General features: G+C 34.6%; 20 protein-coding genes. 16 read left to right on the top strand and 4 right to left on the bottom strand.

Features of this window, described 5'->3' with window-relative positions; genetic code table 11:
• The first annotated feature begins 319 nt into the window (after positions 1-319).
• The 4 genes from ACWG0P_RS15470 (at position 320) to ACWG0P_RS15455 (ending at position 5594) form a co-directional block, all read left to right on the top strand.
• Entirely contained in the window at positions 320-1186 is an 867-nt protein-coding gene (locus tag ACWG0P_RS15470; RefSeq protein ID WP_455802479.1) for a restriction endonuclease, read from the top strand.
• Positions 1187-1219: 33 nt separating this feature from the next.
• Positions 1220-2269: a DNA cytosine methyltransferase gene (locus ACWG0P_RS15465; RefSeq protein ID WP_455802478.1), complete on the top strand. Its 1050-nt coding sequence runs from the start codon at positions 1220-1222 to the stop codon at positions 2267-2269.
• Between the two features lie 10 nt (positions 2270-2279).
• A complete protein-coding gene (locus ACWG0P_RS15460) occupies positions 2280-4184 on the top strand; it encodes an ATP-binding protein (RefSeq protein WP_455802477.1) in 1905 nt (634 codons plus the stop codon).
• A gap of 213 nt (positions 4185-4397) precedes the next feature.
• Positions 4398-5594 carry an IS256 family transposase gene (locus ACWG0P_RS15455; protein ID WP_455802476.1) on the top strand — a complete coding sequence of 399 codons (1197 nt, stop codon included), beginning with the start codon at positions 4398-4400 and terminating at the stop codon, positions 5592-5594.
• 265 nt (positions 5595-5859) lie between these two features.
• Here the strand turns inward: ACWG0P_RS15455 and ACWG0P_RS15450 are convergent, their stop codons facing one another.
• The 4 genes from ACWG0P_RS15450 to ACWG0P_RS15435 are packed head-to-tail and all read right to left on the bottom strand — an operon-like array spanning position 5860 to position 9597.
• Complete coding sequence (locus tag ACWG0P_RS15450) at positions 5860-6297, bottom strand: hypothetical protein (RefSeq protein WP_455802475.1); 438 nt, start codon at positions 6295-6297, stop codon at positions 5860-5862.
• Between the two features lie 3 nt (positions 6298-6300).
• Positions 6301-6984: a ribulose-phosphate 3-epimerase gene (locus ACWG0P_RS15445; protein ID WP_455802474.1), complete on the bottom strand. Its 684-nt coding sequence runs from the start codon at positions 6982-6984 to the stop codon at positions 6301-6303.
• A 2-nt stretch (positions 6985-6986) separates the two neighbouring features.
• On the bottom strand, positions 6987-7661 hold the full coding sequence (locus tag ACWG0P_RS15440; RefSeq protein WP_455802473.1) for a hypothetical protein: 675 nt from the start codon (positions 7659-7661) through the stop codon (positions 6987-6989).
• A gap of 19 nt (positions 7662-7680) precedes the next feature.
• The gene (locus ACWG0P_RS15435; RefSeq protein ID WP_455802472.1) at positions 7681-9597 is read right to left on the bottom strand and encodes a BglG family transcription antiterminator; all 1917 of its coding nucleotides are present in this window, start codon (positions 9595-9597) and stop codon (positions 7681-7683) included.
• 312 nt (positions 9598-9909) lie between these two features.
• On the opposite strand from ACWG0P_RS15435, the gene ACWG0P_RS15430 reads away from it, so the two are divergent.
• From ACWG0P_RS15430 to ACWG0P_RS15375, 12 genes are all read left to right on the top strand, one after another.
• Positions 9910-10953 (top strand): zinc-dependent alcohol dehydrogenase, encoded by a 1044-nt coding sequence (locus ACWG0P_RS15430; protein WP_455792304.1) that lies wholly within the window; start codon positions 9910-9912, stop codon positions 10951-10953.
• Positions 10954-10970: 17 nt separating this feature from the next.
• Positions 10971-11810, top strand: a complete 840-nt coding sequence (locus tag ACWG0P_RS15425; RefSeq protein ID WP_455792306.1) for a class II aldolase — start codon at positions 10971-10973, stop codon at positions 11808-11810.
• Between the two features lie 22 nt (positions 11811-11832).
• The gene (locus tag ACWG0P_RS15420; protein WP_455802471.1) at positions 11833-13302 is read left to right on the top strand and encodes a xylulokinase; all 1470 of its coding nucleotides are present in this window, start codon (positions 11833-11835) and stop codon (positions 13300-13302) included.
• A 186-nt stretch (positions 13303-13488) separates the two neighbouring features.
• Positions 13489-13929: a PTS sugar transporter subunit IIA gene (locus ACWG0P_RS15415; protein WP_455792310.1), complete on the top strand. Its 441-nt coding sequence runs from the start codon at positions 13489-13491 to the stop codon at positions 13927-13929.
• On the top strand, positions 13911-14390 hold the full coding sequence (locus tag ACWG0P_RS15410) for a PTS system mannose/fructose/N-acetylgalactosamine-transporter subunit IIB (protein WP_455802470.1): 480 nt from the start codon (positions 13911-13913) through the stop codon (positions 14388-14390). Before ACWG0P_RS15415 ends, ACWG0P_RS15410 begins: the two co-directional genes overlap by 19 nt.
• 47 nt (positions 14391-14437) lie before the next feature.
• A complete protein-coding gene (locus ACWG0P_RS15405) occupies positions 14438-15223 on the top strand; it encodes a PTS mannose/fructose/sorbose/N-acetylgalactosamine transporter subunit IIC (RefSeq protein WP_455792314.1) in 786 nt (261 codons plus the stop codon).
• Between the two features lies 1 nt (position 15224).
• Positions 15225-16064: a PTS system mannose/fructose/sorbose family transporter subunit IID gene (locus ACWG0P_RS15400; RefSeq protein ID WP_455792315.1), complete on the top strand. Its 840-nt coding sequence runs from the start codon at positions 15225-15227 to the stop codon at positions 16062-16064.
• A gap of 78 nt (positions 16065-16142) precedes the next feature.
• Positions 16143-17186 carry a zinc-dependent alcohol dehydrogenase gene (locus ACWG0P_RS15395; protein WP_455802469.1) on the top strand — a complete coding sequence of 348 codons (1044 nt, stop codon included), beginning with the start codon at positions 16143-16145 and terminating at the stop codon, positions 17184-17186.
• Positions 17187-17200: 14 nt separating this feature from the next.
• A complete protein-coding gene (locus ACWG0P_RS15390; RefSeq protein WP_455792319.1) occupies positions 17201-18055 on the top strand; it encodes a class II fructose-bisphosphate aldolase in 855 nt (284 codons plus the stop codon).
• A gap of 9 nt (positions 18056-18064) precedes the next feature.
• Positions 18065-19426 carry a sn-glycerol-1-phosphate dehydrogenase gene (locus ACWG0P_RS15385; RefSeq protein ID WP_455802468.1) on the top strand — a complete coding sequence of 454 codons (1362 nt, stop codon included), beginning with the start codon at positions 18065-18067 and terminating at the stop codon, positions 19424-19426.
• Between the two features lie 11 nt (positions 19427-19437).
• A complete protein-coding gene (locus ACWG0P_RS15380; protein WP_455802467.1) occupies positions 19438-20244 on the top strand; it encodes an HAD-IIA family hydrolase in 807 nt (268 codons plus the stop codon).
• A 124-nt stretch (positions 20245-20368) separates the two neighbouring features.
• Positions 20369-21025 (top strand): DUF3800 domain-containing protein, encoded by a 657-nt coding sequence (locus tag ACWG0P_RS15375; RefSeq protein ID WP_455802466.1) that lies wholly within the window; start codon positions 20369-20371, stop codon positions 21023-21025.
• Positions 21026-21462 lie beyond the last annotated feature (437 nt).

The raw sequence follows: 21462 nt of genomic DNA, 5'->3' as shown, positions 1-21462 counted from the left end.
AAGTTGATCTAGAAGTAAAGAATGGAGAAAACATATCTGCGTATAAACTAGTCATAGAAGAAAAGATAAAATTGTTTTGATTGTATTCTTGGAAATGTGATAATATATTCATGTGATATAATCCCTTTCTGAAAATTTGGTTTCGCGATTAAATTTTATAGGGTTATATCACTTTTTCAATTCCATATCCATTTTACACTATCATTTATTTTTGATTTATTGCCAAAAATGTATAAATATGGTATGTTTTTATTAGTATACAGCAAAATATTGTAATATTTAGATTAATATAACTTTTTATAGAAATTTGAGGTGAATTATGGAAAATTGTTGTGCAGATATACCTAGTTATGCTAAATTGATTGAAATAACTTTTTTATCAATAAAGATATTGGGAGGCTCTGGAAAGAATAGTGAAATTAATGAAAAATGTTCTGAATTACTCGGTCTTTCTGATGAAATATTATCAATTGCTCATTTAGACAGTAGCAATTTGACTGAAATTGATTATCGCTTAGCATGGGCAAGGACATTATTGAAAAATTATGGAGCTATAGAAAATAGTGCCAGAAGTGTTTGGTCGATTACTTCAGAGTTCTCAAAAGAAGAAAGAGTTGATGGAGATTTTATAAATAAGAATTGTAAAAAACCAATGTATCAAGAAAATGATTTAGTCAATACAGAAGAAGTGTTTTTACTAAAAAGTGGCATTGAGATTCCAGAGGAGGTACGGCCTTGGAGAAAAAAGCTATACAACGTATTATTGAAAATGGATCCATTTTCCTTTGAAAAACTATCACAGCGGTTACTTAGAGAATGTGGATTTGATGATGTTAAAGTAACAAAGAAAACTGGAGATGGTGGCATAGACGGTACTGGTAAACTTAAAATTAATGGCATTTTTAGTTTTAATATAGCTTTTCAATGTAAAAGATACCAAGGATCAGTAGGCTCATCAGAAATTAGAAATTTTCGTGGTTCATTAACTACAGATATTGAAAAGGGAGTATTCATCACAACTGGTTCATTTTCTAAATATGCTCTAGAAGAAGCATGTAATCCTGGGAAACAACAAATTGATCTCATTGATGGAGAGGATTTTATTTCAAAACTTGCAGAATTTAGTATAGGTGTAAGAGAAATTAAAGATTACGAAATAGATGAAGAATTCTTTTCAAAGTTATAGATAAAATGTGATATTTAGAAAGTAGGGGAATTTATGCCAGTACAGGTGATTGACCTTTTTTGCGGTGTTGGAGGGTTGACTAGAGGATTGTTAAACGAAAGATTGGAAGTAGTAGCAGGATATGATATTGATAGAACGTGTCAATATGCGTATGAGCATAACAATGGCGTGAACTTTCATATACAGAATGTTAGAAATGTAACAGGTGACGATTTAAATCAGCATTATAATGAAAACGCTGTCAAAATTTTAGTTGGCTGTGCGCCCTGCCAGCCCTTCTCTCAAATGAGATCTAAATTGGGCGAGGCAAATTTACAAGATGAAAAATACGAATTGTTATCAGAGTATGGACGGTTAATAGATGAAGTTAGACCATCAATAATCTCAATGGAAAATGTTCCTAGAATCAGAAATACTAATGTTTATAAAGAGTTTTTGAAATTATTAAGAGATATTGGTTATTATATAAGCGAGCATGTGGTTTATTGTCCAGATTACGGCATTTCACAAACAAGAAGGCGGTTTGTACTTCTAGGTTCTTTGATAAGTGAGATCAGCTTGATAGAGCCAACACATATTCGTGGAGAAATATGTGTGAGAGATTGTATTGAAGGGTTGCCCGAACTTAGAGCTGGAGAACGAGATGTTAATGATTTAATGCACAGATCAGCAAATTTGTCCAATTTAAACATTGAAAGAATCCAAAACTCACGGCCTGGAGGGACATGGGCGGATTGGCCAGAAGAGTTAAGGTGTGCTTGTCATAGGAAAAAAAGTGGGGAATCTTATAAATCTGTTTATGGAAGGATGTCATGGGATCAAATCGGGCCAACAATCACAACACAGTTTTATAATTACGGCACAGGGCGCTTTGGTCATCCAGTACAAGATAGAGCGCTTTCACTAAGAGAAGGAGCTTTACTACAGACATTTCCTTTAAATTATGATTTTATAAATCCAGAGATTAGGTTCGTATTTAGTGATATTGCTAGGCATATTGGAAATGCAGTTCCTGTCAGACTGGGAGAAGTTATCGGTTTATCAATTATTGAGCATCTAGAACAAAATAATATTGAATTGTGAGGGAGAAAATATGGGAAGAGATTATAAACTTAAAGTTAGTCCAAGAATGTTAGAACTATTAAGTAAAGATTTGTATACCAATATGTATTTTGTATTGGCAGAGTTAATCGCAAATGCATATGATGCCGATGCAGAAAATGTTTATGTTTTTATAAGCGATGATGAAATAAGAGTTGAAGATGACGGATTAGGTATGTCCTCGGATATTTTAGATAATCACTATCTTCTAATAGGCAGTGAATCTAGGAACAGTGAAGAAAATTCAAGAACTCAAGGAAAGAAACGTTTGAAAATGGGAAGAAAAGGTGTAGGAAAATTGGCGGCTCTATCTATCTCTACAGGGTTTAAATTAATTACTGTGCAGAACTCGATTTCAATAGGTATTTTCATTCCCCATAGAGTTGAACATGATGATGAAGTACTGAGAATTTTAGAACCAAATGAATTTGAATTGAGGAAGATATCACGACATGGAACTGCCGTTATAATGGATAAACCAAAAGTAAGAATTCCCAAATTGCAAACAACTGTTATGAAAAATTTGGCAAAGATTTTCCCTAATGATATAAGTGATTTTAAAATTCATATAATATATAAAGGTGAACACGAAATCCTTGTGCCGGATGAGAAAGAAGTGATATCACGCTTAGCAACTTTTATTTCTATAGGAAATGAAAAAAAATACTTAGAAAATAGTCTTCCAAAAGCAAGTGAAAAACATCTACAAATCAAGCATTTAGACGCAATAGCCAAAAATCTCAAAATGAAAAACAGCAAAAGTAAAGAAGAAAATTTGGAATTGAGAATTTATGGATGGATAGGAACATTCAAAACATCAAGAGGAATGAAAAAAGAAATAAACGAGTTTTCTGACAATTATTTAGCTATATTTGCACATAATAAAATGGGTGTAAGAAATATACTATCTGCAGTAGGTAAAAATAGAGTTTATGAGAGTTACATTGTTGGTAATCTTTATATAGATGCTTTTGAGGCATCAGGATTTCCTGATATGGCTGGAACTAATAGACAAGGTTATAATGAGAATGATCTGAGATGGGAAGTAGCACTTGAGTATATTCGAACGCTTACTGATGAAATAGTTAGGCTTCATGGTGTTTTTGCAAAACTTGAGCAAAAAGAAAAAAATAAATTCAAAGAAGAAAAAAAGGCTTTGGAAGAAGAAAAATTAAAGGATAAATTAAATTTTGCTACTAAAAATATGGCTGATAACCTAACAAAAAAATTCAATCAGCCTCAATCAGATTTTTCTATTAAGCAAGCAGTGGAAACTGAAATATTAGCAATGAATTCTTTACTGGGGTTTAAATCTATCGTAGATGCCAATAAAAAGAAAATCATGATTAGTCAGACATTGAACGATAAACCAATATCAGATATAATTTATAAAATGCTACTTTTTAATAATGTGCCTAAAGAAGATATCATCTATTCAAATGGGCCAGATCCAGAAACAAACTTACCAGAAACGAATATTTACGAGTACCTTCAAAAATTTTTTGTAAATAGTGCTTCAACAGAAATGATTTATGTGTTATTTGTTACAAGTAAAAATGTATTGAATATTGAACCTGATAATCCATCAGCGAGCTGGGGAGAATTGATGGAGATAGGTGCAGCATGGGTAACACAGAAAGATCATTGGATTTTCAATATAAATGATTTCGAATTGCAGCAGCCCTTGAATATAAGGGATAAATGGGTTGCATTGTATACAAAGGAAGATGAGGGAGAAAATATAATTATTTCTTTAACAGAGGCAATGGCTAATAGTTTTTGTAATAAGATTATGGAAACATGCAGATGTTGCGGGTATAGATCCAAAAGTTTTGAACAAAATAAAGAATATTTGATCAACAATTATGTATCCATTTATATGAGAACTATAGCTTAAAACCAGGAAAATTATATGATTTGGAAATATTAATTATTAGATATGCATAGAAAGTCTTTCTAAAAGGTGAATGTTTATTTAAATAAGAGAATGAATTAAAAATAGCTACGAGATATTCATAACATTCTTTTTAATTTGTGAGCCTGTAAAAAATTTTGTGTAAACAATCCTCCAATGGTAGAATGAAGAAAACTACTAGAGGAGGATTTTTATATGAGTAAGAAAGATATTGTAAAATATATAATAGAAGAATATGGAGTAACATCACCAACCGATATTACAAATGCATTGAAGGATCTTTTAGGAGAAACCTTACAAGAAATGATGGATACAGAATTCAATGAGCATATGGGTTATGAAAAGCATGATCAAGCAACAGTCAAGGACAATTATCGTAATGGAAGCAGTTCAAAAAAAGTAAAGACATCACAAGGCGAGATTGAGATTGATGTACCAAGAGATAGAAATGCTACATTTGAACCAGTCGTGATAGAGAAACATCAACGAGACATATCTGATGTAGACAATAAGATTATCAATCTATATGCTAGAGGAATGTCGACAAGAGATATCAGTGATTCTATACGCGATATTTATGGGATAGAAGTCAGTGCGACAATGATAAGTAAAATAACCGATAAAATCATTCCAATCGCACAGGAGTGGCAGAAACGCCCTTTACATACTGTATATCCAATCGTATTCATTGATTGCGTGCATTTCAATGTGAAAAACGAGAGTATGGTTATTAAAAAAGCAGCTTACGTTGTTTTGGGAGTAACAGAAGATGGATTTAAAGAAATATTAGGCATCTACGTTGGCGAAAATGAAAGTGCTAAATTCTGGCTTTCTGTATTAACGGATTTAAAAAATAGAGGTGTGAAAGATATTTTAATCTTGTGTAGCGATGGATTAAGTGGAATTAAACAAGCGATAGAATCATCATTCCCTAATGCAGTCCAGCAAAGATGTGTTGTGCATCTAATACGAAACTCCTGTAAATATTTAAGCTATAAAGACAGAAAAGAGTTTTGTAGAGATTTAAAGGGAGTGTATGGCGCAACAAATGATCAAAGTGCATTGGAGAGTTTAGAGGACTGTAAGAAGAAATGGGGTGATAAATACCCATATGCCTTTAAGCCATGGGAAGATAATTGGAATGAAGTATGTAGCATGTTTAATTATGTTCCTGAGCTAAGGAAGATTATGTATACGACGAATGCCATCGAAAGTTTAAACAGTGCTTTCCGTAAGTTCACTAAGATACGCACGGTGTTTCCAAGTGATGAAAGTTTATTAAAATCACTTTATTTAGCTCAGACAAAAATAACAGAAAAATGGAATATTCCTTATGCAAATTGGGGAGTTATTTACTCAAGTTTGCAAATTATATTTGAAGGTAGAATATAAGTTCATTGACAAGCTTTAGCATTGTGATAAGATAATTAAAAAAGTGAGAGTACCATTACTCGATACTATCACTTCACATTCAACTATTGGATTGATTGAGTTTACACAAAAATATTTACACGCTCCAATTTGTTTTATAACAAGTTTTAAAAACGTAAAATCATGTATGTGGATCATCAATTGACTAGATGTGTATAAATGTCTTTATTATAATGGAAAATAGTTCTATATCTATTTGCATCACAATTCAATGTTAAAAGCTTGTTTAAATATTAAACAAGCTCTCACAAATAACCTTCACATTCTTCCTTTGAGTTTTTATATCCGTTCCAGCAGGTTGATTTACCCATAATATTTTAATTTCTTCCTTACCGAAGTTGATTTCTGCACTACACTTTAAGATACCATTTTTATATGTGAACTGTTGGATATCTTTAATAGGTATACGGAATTTACCAGTAACTCTAGTAACATCTAACGAATTTAAAGTCACGATATTCACATTTTTATTTGTCAATCCTACATAACAATAGATATTAGTGGCACCAATCTTTGGTCGTTTATTTTGTGAGGTTGTATAAGAAAGTAGTTTGGGTGTACTTGTCACAATAGAAGCCCATGTTTGTGCTTTATACTTTTCATTCTCTTGTAACATCTCATTCAATTCTGTGTTCATGCTTTCTTTATTCATAGTGAACGCCATAAATTATCCTCCTATTGTTTGCTTTAGTAGTGCTATGTTTTCGTCAATGGAACATAATCCATTAAATAATCCAGAAGTACCACCAGTAAACATAGTGGCACCTGCAATTGCACAATCTGCAATTGTACCTGTATGAATGTTACCATCAACTTCAATTACTTTATCAAGATGCGCTTCTCTTAGAAGGTCGTGCATCTTTTTTATATGTTGTAGAGCATCTTTATGAAAACTTTGTCCAGCAAATCCTGGTTGTACCGTTAGCTTTAAAATCCATTCTGCATGTGTGGCTATCTGTATAAAATCATCAGGAACTTCACTATCACAACGAAAAGCAAGGACTGGTTTTGCGCCTAGTTTTCTTATTTGTTGGAAGGTGTCTAGAAGATCTACATCAGCTTCATAATGTATCGCGACATAATCTGCGCCATTTGTAATGATGGGTTTTAAATATGAAGTTGGATGAGCACACGCTAAGTGCGCTGTGATTGGTAGACTTGTATACTTGCGAAATACCTTTAACATGATATCTCCAAAGATAAAGCACGAGTTGAAAGTTCCATCCACGACATCATAATGTAAACTGTGAATGGTACTTTGATTGATTTGATGCATTGCTTCTTCTATGTGTCCTAAGTCGATACAAGATAGTGAAGCATTCACATATATCTTGGTTGTATCTAGTTCCATACTTATCCTTTTTGTTTCAACAACGCAAGAATATGGGGTTCATATGGAGTATGTACACAGTTTTTTAATGCGGATTCTAAATAATTCTTACTTGTTTTCTTATTATTTTGATATGCGTATTGTAATCCTAATAGGTATTCAAAGATACCAAGGCGAACACGCTCTGCTTGATTATGCGCAAGGTTAGGTTGTTTCTTTATAGAATCTAAACGACTTTTGATTTCTTGTATATGATCACTTTTTTGTAGAGCTAGAATATCGTACATCATATCCATAACATGTACTTCATTTTCATTCTTCGCATCTTTTCTACAAATCTTTAACATCTTTTCAGCTTTCGTATAATTCTTATTTTCAAGATAGAAATAGAACCCCTGTTTTGCGACAGCTGCTTTTTGTTCTTCTTTCATTTTTAGACGAGTAAACATGGTATCTAATTGTGCCTCAATCTTTTTTGTGTCGGCTTGCATAAAGTATGCATTTAATCTCATGAATTCTCGATTATAAGGTCGAAAGGAGAAGGTACATATAAATCCATCCAATAACGTTTCAAACTGTTCGTACTCTCTTTTTCCTAAATGCGTCGTAAGTTTTTTATACGTTATACGTTTCGCGATTTGTGGAAGAATAATCAAAATAATAATCGCAAGGGATACTATAATCACAGTTAATGTCATATGGTGTTCGCTCCTTTATTTATAAGATATGGGATTTCAGATTTTCTTCACAGACTCTCTTAAAATCATCGTAATCTTCTACTGATAAAATTTCTTGTTTGAATTGATTATTGAATAATAGTGGAGATAGATAATCCCACGCTCTAAATGCTTCTAGGTTGTTTTTCTGGATACATACTAGGAAGATTAGATTCACATGATTTCCTTCGTTATCCCAAACGGCAGGTTTCTTTAAGATGATTTCTCCAATAAAGGAATCATCGGATATTAAATGCATCGGGTGAAGAATCGCTACGCTATTTCCAAAGTAAGTACTACCAAATTCTTCTCGCAGTTCGATTTCTTCTGAAAGGTTACTTACTTGATACAGTTGTGAAGCCGCATCAACTAAACATTTTTGAATTTCTTCTTTTTTCGTAAAGTCCTTCACGAAGAATAATTTTGGATCAAATAACTTCATGATATCTTTTACATTCTTGAAGCCTTCAATTCGAACTTTAATCTTTTCTAGTTCTTTAGAATCAGGGAAGAACGTAAACTTGGTTGCTAAACCAGATTCTGTTGCTCGATTGTCTTCTGTTGAGAAGAATAAGTCGAATTGATCAAGGTCTAAAGTATCCAAATCATTTCCAGTCACAAAGGTAATAGAAACGATATATTTTTGAAACTTATCATATAAGAATTGTTCTAAAAGGAAGTATTCGGAACGTTTTAGATTCGTGATAATACAAATGCGTTTATTTCCTTTTAGTACGGAATATTCATTGATACTTTTGTTAAAGTAAATTGCTAGAAACGCAGTTTCACTCTCTTTGATTTTACATTTATAGCGCTCCGATAATAAATAAGAGAAGAATGTTGCGATATCAAAGGCATAAGGGAAACTTTGTTTGATATAATCCAACATTTCATTTTTTATTTGTACATTGTTACGTGCTCTAGAAATCAAAGGAACACAGTGTAATGCCAAAGAAATACGAAGGTCTACATCGTGTGTGAAATCTGTTGGATAAGACTCACGTATCTTTTCTAAAGCTTCTAAAATAAAGGTATTTAAGTCTTCGGATATATAGTCAGTATTACTAAAATTACTATGGTTGTTGATATACATCGCTAAAAAGTTAATTTCTGTTTGTGGAACACGAATGAAGTATTTGGTTTCAATGCGTTCAAATATATCCGCAGCTATTTGGATTTCCGCATCATATTGTCCATCACTCGTAATATCTTCATCGTTTAAATAGAAGAAGTTCATAATTCGTTTAATGGAAACATTTAACCAAATGATAATGTTTTGAAATTCTACATCAGAAATAGGATATTGACGTTCTAGTAATTCTTTCATTAATGTCTTACGTATAAATTCCACATGGACTGCTTCAGTATCTGCCATAAGCTTACTAGAAATCATCGGAAGAATTGCAAAGCTATTATCCATTAAGCATGTTCTTTTATCTCTTTCTAATCCATCAATCCAGATGTAACCTTTTGTTTGAATCAAACGTAAAGAGAATTTGCTTAATATTTTTTCTAACTCTTTTAAATCACTTGTTAACGTTGATTTTGAAACGAAAATATAATCTGCGCATTTCGTTAAAGAAATGCTTTTTCTTTGACTTAATAAAAAATTTAATAACTTATAAATACGATCATCGCGATAATTGATATTAAACTCATCACTTTGAAGTTTCATTTCACCTAAATACTGGGCAAATCGATCACTGTCTATTACCTTTATACGGGTCCCAAAAGGTACTCTTGAATCAATATCAAAGATATCTGATAAAGATGCAGTGTCGTCTTTAATTGCCTTAATATCATTTTGAATTGTTCGCAAACTTACATTAAATTTATCAGAGAAATAATTTGCTTTATAGTACTCTCCAATTTTCTCGCATAACTCTAAAAATATACTTGATTGTCTCTTTGTGAGCATACTTTTTTACCTATGAAATTCTACCATTAATAAGAATTTCATTTACCCCTTTCTTGTCTTGTAAAAATAAAAATATGAATCTAATTTTAACATAAGTTCGTACAATCTTGATACATATGCACATATATCATATCTTAAATCAATTATGAAAAAAATTGACTTTTTCGTAATTGATACGCAAGAACATTGGTAGGTTTACTTCATAATGAATGTGCAATTCTTCGAAAATACACAATTGAAATTTTACTATAATGAAAATGGATAACAGATTGCTTGTTTGATAGAAAAACACAATCAATCGAAGGAGGAAATATGAAAGCTTGTGTAATAGAAAAACCAATGGAGTACAGCATTAGAGATCTTCCAATGCCAGAACCAAAGGAAGATGAAGTATTACTACGTATTACAGTTGCAGGGATTTGTACCAATGATATTAGGGATTATAAAGGTTCTAAGTATACGTATCCAAGAGTAGGTGGACATGAGTATGCTGGGATTATTGAGAAGTTGGGAAGTCAAGTAGATCCTAGATTATTCCATGTAGGGCAGAAGGTAGTGAACTATATCATCGATGAGTGTGGTGTGTGCTATAGCTGTAAACATGGAAATGAAAATATCTGTGATAGTGCAGAACAAGGAAAGACGTTCTATAACGAAGGAGGTATTTCTGGATATTTTGGATTTGCACAATATATTGCGGTAAAGGCTCGTCATTTGCATATCTTCCCAGATGATACACCGGATGAATTGGCTGCGTTTGCGGAGCCTCTTGCATGTGTCATCAACAGTATTAACAAAACCAATATTCGTATGGGAGATGAAGTGGTTATCATCGGTGGAGGCGTTATGGGGCTCTTGCATGTATTGTGTGCGAAAAAACGTGGTGCTCATATCATTGTAAGTGAAACCAGTGCTGAACGTCGCGACATTGCCTTGAAGATGGGGGCTGATGAAGTCATCAATCCGATGGATGGTGATGTAGTCGAAAAAGTAAAAGAATTAACTAATGGTAGAGGCGCTCATGTGGTATACAACACAACCGCAATTCCTGCAGTTGCAAGACAAGCAATCGAAATGACAGCGAAGAGTGGATTGGTCAATATGTTTAGTTCCATCCATCCCAATGAACCAATCTTAGTAGATGCAGGTAGACTTCATTCACAAGAAATTAAAGTCACTGGGACGGTGAGTCCAACCGTAGAATCTTTTGCGCAATCCGTGGATTGTATTGCGAAGGGAATTATCGATGTAACACCATTGATTGAAAAAGTATTCGACTATCAGGAAATTAGCGATGCGATGGATGTCGCAATGCGCCCTGAAACATTTAAAGTAATGCTCAGATTTTCAAAATAAATTAAGGAGGAAAAAGGATGAGAATTGTAAATGGATATGATCTGATAGCGTATGCAAAAGAAAGAGGATTGATATTGCCGGCATTTAATACAACAAACCTAGAAATGACAAAGGCGATTATCAAAGGATTAAATGATGTACACCTTCCAGGAATGGTACAAATTTCTTCTAATAACTTACATCTTTCAGATCCACAAGTAATTGCTGACTTGATGCGTGCTTTTTTAAAGGATACAGATACACCGATTGGTCTTCATTTAGATCATGGGAAAAGTTTTGAAGATGTGAAAGCATGTGTAGATGCTGGATTCACCTCTATTATGGTGGATGCATCTGATCAAGATTTCGAAGGAAATATCAAAGAAGTAAGAAGAACGGTGGAATACTGTCATTTGCACAATGTTCCAGTAGAAGCAGAACTTGGTGCCATTATGGGAAAAGAAGATGATGATGTAAGTGAAGCAGATTGTAAAACGGATCCTGCGAAAGTAAAAGAATTTGTGGAACGTTCTGGATGTGATATCCTTGCGGTTTCTATTGGAAATGTTCATGGATTGGATGTGACTCCAAAAGTAGATTTAGAATTGTTGAAAAAGATTGCGGAAGTATCTCCAGTGCCACTTGTACTTCATGGGGGGTCTGGCATTCCATTTGAACAAATTCAAGAAATGCGTAAATACAATATGATTAAAATCAATTATGGATCTGATTTACGTAAAGCATTTATTCAGACATTTGGAGAAGCCTATGAAGTGAATCATATGGAAGCAAACCTTTATGGATTGAGTATGAAAGCAGTTGAAAATGTGAGTAAAACAGCAAGTGATTTAGTACAAATTATCAATGGTCTAAAATAAAAAGACAGAAGGGAGGCATCTTGTGTATTATGTAGGACTTGATATTGGAACTTCCTCTTTAAAGTGTGTTGTGATAGATACGGCTTGCGATATTGTATATGAACATGGATATTCTTATGCCTTTGATGAACCAAGGGAAGGATATCGAGAAATAGATCCAGATGTTTGGTTTCAAGCAGTACTGCATGCGTTACAAGATATCCATGAAAAATTTGATGGTACCAATATTTCTACCATTGGAGTAACTGGTCAAATGCATACGACGGTCTTTCTAGATGCACAAGGGAATTGTGTTCGAAAGGCCATTATGTGGAATGACTTGCGTAGTAGTGATATGGTCGCTCCCTTAAAAGAGAGATTAGCGAAGCGAGAGGATACCAAATATATTGCGAAGATTTTATCTACTGGAAGTCCCGCAATGAATACGCTTTGGGTAAAAGAACAAGAGCCTGAAGTATTTCTTAAAGTTCGTAAAATCATGACTGCCTATGACTATATCGTATATCGTTTAACAGGAGAATATAGTGCGGATTATTGTGATGCGTCTACGAGTTCCATGTACGATATTGTGTCGAAACAATGGTCTGGATATATGTTGGATATCTTGGGGATTGATGATCACTATCTAGGTCCTATTTACGCAAGTTGTGATGTTGTGGGGACTCTTCGTGAAGAACTATGTGAACAGTTGTGTATAAATAAGCGCATCAAAGTCATTGCTGGTACTGGGGATAATCCAGCCAATGCAGTAGCAATGGGTGTATTGGACCAACAGCAACCCGTCTTATCTTTAGGAACTAGCGGAGTTATTATCTTGGCTAAAGAAGATAAGGATTTTGAAGGATTAGGAAAGAATGTAGTATTCAATGCGCAGCATGATCGTTTTGTAAATGTTGTACAGGGAACAGTGCGTTCTGCTGGTGGAACACATAAATGGTGGGTGGAAAATATTGTAGAAAGCAGTGATATGGGAATTGACCAAGATCGATTAAGGAATGCTTGTGGGAAAGAACATCACATCTTATTCTTTCCACATATCACAGGGGATAAAATGATTTATCAGGATATTAATACAAGAGGAGCTTTTATTGGATTAAGTGCCAATAGCAAACGAGAGGATATGTTACAGGCAGTGTTTGAAGGCGTTGGATATGCACTTCGGGAAGTGATGGAAAACATGCATCTGAAAGCGTGGCCTAAGCGTATGCAAATCAATGGTGGAGGTACAAGAAGTGATGTTTGGATGAACATCATGGCAAATATTTTACACTGTGAACTAGAGGAAGTAAGCATGAATGCTTCTCCCGGATATGGTGTAGCACTACTGGCAGGGAAAGTAGATGGGATAGAAAAAAAAGAATCACAAAAGACAACAGGAAAGGTATATGTTCCTTGCGACAATCAAGTGAACATATACGAAAAACAATACCGAAAATATCAGCGTATGTATGGGGCTTTGAAAGAAATCATGGAAGATGAACCATTAAAATAAGCGATAAATAGGGATGATGTGATGAATTTCGTAATCATTATGAACTTGTGTAGAGTCTAGGTTACGTAATCATTACGAAGATTAAAATAAAAACACGCGAACAAAACATTGTAAACTATAACCAGATGATGGAAACGCTTCCAAAGAGGTGCTTCCTCACAGAGGGAATGTAGAAAGGAAGATATTATGAAAGTTATCTTAGTATCTCATGGTTCTTTTTCCAAAGGATTGTTTGAAACTATGGAAATGGTATTGGGTGAACAGCAAGATTTATCATATGTAGGATTATATCCACATCAAGGAGTGGATATCCTCATAGAAAATATTGAAATAGAGTTTAAAAAAGCAGAAGTAGGAGAAGAAATCCTGGTACTTACCGATCTATTCTATGGAAGTCCATTCAATGCAGTTGTACAGCTAATGAATACCTATGATGTATATCACTTAACAGGTATCAATGTTCCACTGTTAATGGAAATTCTATTGATGAGAGGGAATGGAAAAAGTGCTGCAGAAATTTGCGATGAAGCAATGAAACTAGCTGGCAGTACCGTACAGGATGTAAAGAAATACCTAGCAGATTTACTTGATAATGAGGAGGATGAAAAATGCGAAACATCGTTTTAGCACGAGTGGATGATCGTTTGATCCACGGCGAAGTAGTAACCGCTTGGACACCAAGTTTAAGCGCCAATCGAATTGTAATTGTGGATGATCAGGTTGCGGCAGATAATTTCAATCGTCGTGTCTTGATGGCATTAGCACCACAAGGAACAAAAGTTGCGGTACTTTCTGTAGAAGGAGCAACCAAAGCATTATTAAAACCAGATCCAGGAAATGAAAGAGTTATCGTATTAACGAAAACACCAATCGTATTTGAACAATTGGTTGATGGTGGAGTAGAAATTAAAGAAGTATGTCTTGGTGGAATGGGAATTCGTGGAGATCGTAAACCATTTGTGAACAACGTATCCGCAAGTCCTGCGGAAGTAGATTCCATTCGTCGCATGAAAAATGAAAAAGGCGTACATGTGTATTATCAATTAGTACCTGAGCAGAAGGTAGTCGATATTTCAAATTTGTTATAGCGACAGATTCTGTTGAGACATAAAACTTAAAAGAGAGGAGAAAATTTATGTCATTAGTACAAGCGATTCTATTGGGGATCCTGTATTGGATTGGAGAAGCAAACTTACCATTCGTTGGTTTGTGGACGATTCAAAGACCATTGGTTTGTGGGTGGATAGCAGGTATCATTTTAGGAGATCCATTGAAAGGTGCCATGGTTGGTGCAAGTATCAACTTGGTTTATCTTGGATTCATTTCTGCGGGAGGTTCTATGCCAGCCGATATGGCATTAGCGGGAACACTAGGAGCTGCATTTGCGATTACTGGGAAATTGGATGCAGAAACAGCCTTAGCATTATCTGTACCGATTGGATTATTGGGAACATTGATTTGGTATTGTCGTATGACCTTCGACTCCATATTTGTACATATGGGAGATCGATTCGTTGAAAAAGAACAATACAATAAAATTTGGATTTCAAACGTATTATGTCCACAGATTATGGCAGCTATCATTTGTATCATTCCATGTTCATTAGCGGCTTATTTTGGGGCAACGTATATCGAAGGTTTCATTGAAATGTTATCTGGAACACCATTGAAAATATTCCAGATTATTGGTGGATTGATGCCTGCACTAGGAATTGCGATCACTTTACAATACATCTTCAAGGGTGAAAGTCGTGTATTCTTATTCATTGGATTTGTAATTGCAGTATATTCAGGACTTGCCTTATTACCTCTTGGTGTATTAGCGTTATTGTTTGCGATTGTATATGTACAAGTACGTTTTAGAGAGGGTAGTGGTAAAGGTAATATCTCTGTAGAAGCTGAGTTAGAGGAGGATTTCTAATATGGCAGAACAAAAAGCAAAGCACGTCATTCCTAAGAAACATCTGTACCACGCAGCGTTTAACTGGGAGACTTGGGTACAGTGTTGTTATAACTATGAACGTATGATGGGTATGGCTTGTGGACACACATTCGTACCGATTATCAATGATTTATATAAAGATGATCCAGATGGAGCTGCAAAACGTAAAGAAGTAATGCAACGAGAAATGGAATTCTTCAATGTTCATATCGAGTTTGGTTCTTGTATTCTTGGTATGGCAATCGCTTTAGAGGAACAAAGATCATTAGGAGAACCAATTCCAGGTGAATTCATTACATCCTTAAAGACTTCCTTAATGGGACCTTTAGCAGGGATTGGTGATACGATTTATCAGGGTGTATTGATCCCTATCCTATTAGCAATTTGTATCGACATCACACTTACTGGAACTGTTTGGGGTGCTGTTGTATATCTTGTCTTAATGTTAGTTATCAGTTATGTATTTAGTTTCGTGAACTTCTTCTTTGGATACCAACAAGGTTCGGAAGCCATTATGGACTTCCTCGAGAAGGGGCTGCTTGATAAGTTATTGGTAGGTGCTCAAGTCATGGGTTGTATGGTTATGGGTGGACTTATCGCTAACTACGTAAAAGTAGCCTGTGGTTTACAGATTATTACATCTGGTTCTGAATTTAATGTACAGACTCAATTATTTGATGCGGTAATGCCGGGTATCTTACCATTCGGATTTACCATGTTAGTTTACTGGTTAATGAAAAAAAGATGGACATCCATCAGAATCATTCTATTGATTGTAGTGATTGGTATTATCGGTGGATTAACTGGAGTCTTAGCTTAGTATCATAAAACAAAGAGACCAGTAGCTTACGACTGGTCTCTTATTTCTAAAGGTGAGTGAATATAGGAGGAAATCACAATGAAAGCATGTGTATTACAAGGGCCAAAGGATTATCACATCAAAGATATTGATATTCCTGAAGTAAAAGATGATGAAGTACTAGTACGTATATTAACATCGGGGATTTGCGTGAATGATGTAAGAGATTATCAAGGATGTAAATGGTCATATCCACGTATTGGTGGGCATGAATATAGCGCAGTCGTAGAAAAACTTGGAAAAGATGTAGATCCAGAACTGTTTAAAGTAGGAGATAAAGTCATTAACTTTATCATTGATGATTGTGGAGTCTGTCCAGATTGTAAACATCATCATGAAAATATTTGTGCTAACTTTACCAAAGGAACTGCTTACTATAATACAGAAGGTTATTCTGGGTTCTATGGTTTTAGTGAGTATGCGGCAGTAAAAGCACGTCATTTGTATGTGTATTCAAAGGAAACATCAGATGAAGAAGCAGCATTTGCAGAACCACTCGCTTGTGTACTAAATAGCATCAATCGTTCCCATATCAAAATGGGAGATGATGTAGTTGTCATCGGTGGAGGCGTAATGGGGCTTCTTCATGTATTATGTGCAAAGAAACAAGGAGCGCGTGTTATCCTTAGTGAAACAGATGCAAAACGTCGTGAATTTGGTTTAAAATTAGGCGCAGATTATGCGATTGATCCTTTGGAATCTGATCCAGTAGAACAAGTGAAGAAGCTTACTGGAGGACGTGGAGCAAACATTGTGGAAAATACAACAGCCATTCCTGCAGTTGCGGCTCAAGCAATTGAAATGACCGCAAAGAGTGGATTATGTAATATGTTTAGTTCCATTCATCCAAATGAAGCAATCCTAGTGGATGCGGGACGTTTACACTCTCAAGAAATTGTTGTGACTGGAACACAAAATGGAACCATTGAAACATTTGCCCAAGCAATTGATTGTATTTCAAAAGGCATTATTGACGTAAGAGCGTTGATTGAAAAAGTGTACGATTACACAGATGTTGTAGAAGCAATGGAATGTGCAAGTCGTCCAGATACGTATAAAGTTATGTTACATTTTTCTAAATAAGGAGGAAAACAAAGATGTTAGCAAATTTAAATGATGTATATAAAATAGCAAATGAAAAGAAGATTGCGATTGGAGCGTTTAATATCGTAAACTTTGAAAATATCTTAGCTGTCATTGAGAGCGCTGAGAAATTAAATGTACCTGTAATCATGGAGTTTGCACAAACCCATGAAGAAAACAACGTAATGGATTTAGATACCATTGGGCCTGTTATGGTACTGATGGCACAACGTGCAAAAGTACCTGTTGTAGTTCATCTAGATCATGGTGTGCAATTGGAGTATATTGAAAGATCTATCGAAATGGGATTTACCTCCGTTATGTTTGATGGTTCTGCTTTATCTTATGAAGAAAACGTACGACAGACAAAAATTGCTGTAGATATGGCACATGCACATGGTGTCACAATCGAGGCAGAGATTGGTAAAATGGCAGGTCTTACGCTAAACAACGAAGGTGTTACAGAAAATCGTGCAAGCGATCGTAAGAATTACACAGATCCTTTCGAAGCTAAAGATTTTGTAGAAAAAACAGGTGTAGATTGTTTGGCATGTTCTTTTGGTACTGTACATGGAGAATACTTCGCAGAACCAAACATTGATTTTGAACTTGTGAAAGAATTGCATGAGGCAACAGGTCTTCCTATCGTAATGCATGGAGGTAGTGGTGTTTCTCATGAAGACTATAAGAAAGTAATCGCAAACGGGGTACGTAAAATCAATTATTTCACGTATATGGACAAAGCAGGGGGAGAAGGAGTAAGTGCAGCTGCACCATTCAAATTCTTCCATGATGCGGCAAAAGCTGGTCAAGATGCAATGCAGAAAGATATCGAAGCTGCAATGCGTTGCTTTGCGAATATGGATTAGGTAACGCCTATGAAAATGAAGGTAGACAGTTTTGAAATCAATGATTATCTAGGACATACATTTGATTGTGATTGTCATAGAGAACATACGACAAAACTTGAAAAAGTGGTTATATGTGAGGATGTTGAAAAAGATGTTCTTACGTATTTAAATCAACATAAATATCAATGCATTTATATAGTAGAAGATGAAAATACATACGTTGCCTATGGAAAGTTACTAGAAGAATATCTTACAAAGAGTGGAATTGTATGTGATCATGTTGTATTAGAAAAAGATGTTGTTCCTGATGAAATGGCAGTGTTTAAAATACTATCAGGTATGCAGAAGAAATATGATTTTATAGTCGGTGTTGGTGCAGGAACCTTAAATGATTTATGTAAGTTTGTATCCTATAAACTAGTGTTAGATTATGCAATTGTTGCGACTGCGCCAAGTATGGATGGATATGCATCCATTGGATCGGCACTTATCATTGATGATTTAAAAACAACGTTTGATTGTCATGTGCCAACGGCAATCTTTGGAGATTTGGATGTATTAGCAAATGCACCTTTGGATATGATCAAAGCAGGATTGGGTGATATTGTAGGAAAATACAATTGCTTAATCGATTGGAAAGTAGCAAATATTATCAATGATGAATATGTATGTCAAACAATTATTGATATGGTGTACAAATCTATTCAAGAAGTTGTGGATAACGCGGATGGTGTATTAAAACGAGATAAAAAAGCGGTAAAAGCAATCAGTGAAGCACTTATTGAAACCGGTATGGCAATGGGCTTTGTAGGAAATTCTCGTCCAGCTTCTGGCAGTGAACATCATGTATCACACTATTGGGAAATGAAGTTTCTATTCGCTCATAAACCTCCAGTATTTCATGGCGCTAAAGTAGGTTTAGCTACACCTGGTATTCTTGCGTTATGGAAAAAATTAGTCCAGGAAGATCTTGATTTTGAAGCATGTAAAAAACGTATACAAGCATTTGATTATACACGTTGGGAAGAGAAGGTTACCTCTTGTTTTGAAGGCGCAAGTGAGGGTGTCCTTGCGTTAGAGAAAAAAGCAGGAAAAAACAACATCGAAGAGGCATGCAAACGTTTGGATGTTATCGCATCTCGTTGGAAGGACATTCAAACACTTATCGAACAAGAACTTCCACAACCAGAAAAAGTAGTAGAAATCTTGAAGTCTGTAGAAGCCCCTTATCGTCCTGATCAAGTAGGTATTGATAAGAAAATGGTAAAAGATAGCCTATTATTGGCGAAAGAAGTACGTGTACGTTATGGATTACTACAGTTATTGTGGGATTTAGGACTATTGGAAGAGTATAGTGATTACTTTGTAGATTACTATGAAAGCATATAGGAATTAGGGATATGATGATAGAAAAAGATAAGATTAGAGAAAGAATGAAATCTATAAAAGTATTCGTACTTGATATGGATGGAACGATATATTTAGGGAAAGATTTATTTCCATATACCCATCGCTTCTTAAATACGGTAATGGAAACAAAGAGGAACTATTATTTCTTTACCAATAATTCCTCTCGTGATATAGATGCCTATATAACAAAGTTAGATCATATGGGTATACATATCGAACGTAATCAAATGATGGTATCCACACATGTGATACTTCGTTGGTTAGAAAAACATCATAAAGGAAAACGCGTGTATGTCGTTGGGACACCTGCATTGCGTAAGGAATTTGAAGCACATGGTTGGGTGTTAGATGAGGAACAACCACAGATTGTTATTTTAGGTTTTGATACAACACTAACCTATGAGAAACTTTCAAAAGCCTGTACTTTTATACGTGAAGGTGCCCTGTATTATGGCATCAATCCAGATTTGAACTGCCCTATGGAACACAACACATTTATTCCTGATTGCGGAAGTATGGCAAAACTGATTGAGGCTAGTACTGGAAAGTATCCGGAATTCTTCGGGAAACCAAGTCCAAAAACATTGGAATATATCATCGAAGAAACCGGATATGAGCCAGAACAAATCGCAATCATCGGCGATCGACTTTACACGGATATTGCGGTTGCGAACGGCAGTGAAGTGACTAGTATTCTAGTATTAAGTGGTGAAACACAAGAAGATGACATTAAAAAAAGTGAAATAAAACCCGATATAATAATTCAAGATATCGGTGAATTAGCGGATTTGATTTAGGTAATAAAAAAGAGGTTGAAACTATAGGGATTTCTATAGATATTTCCTCTTTTTTATGTTGGAAATAATTACTTTAGGTGGTACAATCATATTAAATAGCAATCTAATGAGGATGGGGAATAGGATGGCAAATATTTATATAGATGAATCAGGATCAATGTGTATAAATCCGATTAATAAAAAGAACAATTATTTCTTTATTGCTTTGGTAAAAGTTAATAAATCAGAGATAGCAAAAAAAAGGTTTAAAAGATTCATTTCAAAAAATATCGAGGAGTTAAAGAAAATCGATGTTGAAAATAAAATGTTCATAAATGGGAAATTCAAAGAACTAAAAGGTAGTGCATTGACTTTTGAATTGAAAGAAAAATTTGTACGATATATGTGTTCTAGTAATTGCATAGAAGTCTATTTGATAAAAGTAGATAACAACGCTGCGACAGAGAATTTTTTTGATAACACAGCGAGAGCATTTAATTTTTTATTGAAATTGGGATTACAAAAGTATGCAACTGAAAAACTGATATGTGAAAATGAAATCAATTTACATTTAGATAATAGAAATGTTAGAACAAATACAATTTATTTGCTAGAAGAATATTTAAATACAGAGCTAGCAACAGGCGCAGGTTTATATAAACGTATTACAGCCACGTATTATCAATCGGAAAATTGTCGTTTTGTGCAAATTGCAGATGTATTTGCTAATATCCATTTTTCATCGCAGTTTAATAAAAACTACAATAGAATCTTGAAAAACTTAGTGAGGAAGGTTATATAAAAGATAGCTATACCTTTCCTAAAAAATCAGCAGATGCTTTAAAAAGCTAGATAATATACAACTAGTGGTGTAAATCATCATAGTTGACAGATTTACTGGCATACTATATAATACAGGTATCAAAGGTAAGTCTAAGTAAAGCGCCATTTTCTAGGTAAATGTTATGTGTTAACATCGCAACTTAGCGTTTGATGCCTTTAAATTAAAAAGTTACTCCTAGAGAGTAGCTTTTTTGTATCAAAGCGTGAAAGGTTTGTAATAAAAGTAGTATAAAAAATGCACATAATCGTAAGCGTCTAATACAGCCCATCTAAAAAATAAAAGAGCCATCGTCTATACTATGCAGGTAGCAGAGGAGATGGCTTTCATCATTTGATTTTTAATCGTTGTGGAATTGTTGGCGAATAGGGTAGTAAAGCTTTTATATCAATTGTCTC

It is taken from the genome of Amedibacillus sp. YH-ame6 (assembly GCF_053848845.1).
Note: the sequence above shows the minus strand (reverse complement) of the source record. Positions and strands in the feature narration are given on the sequence as shown.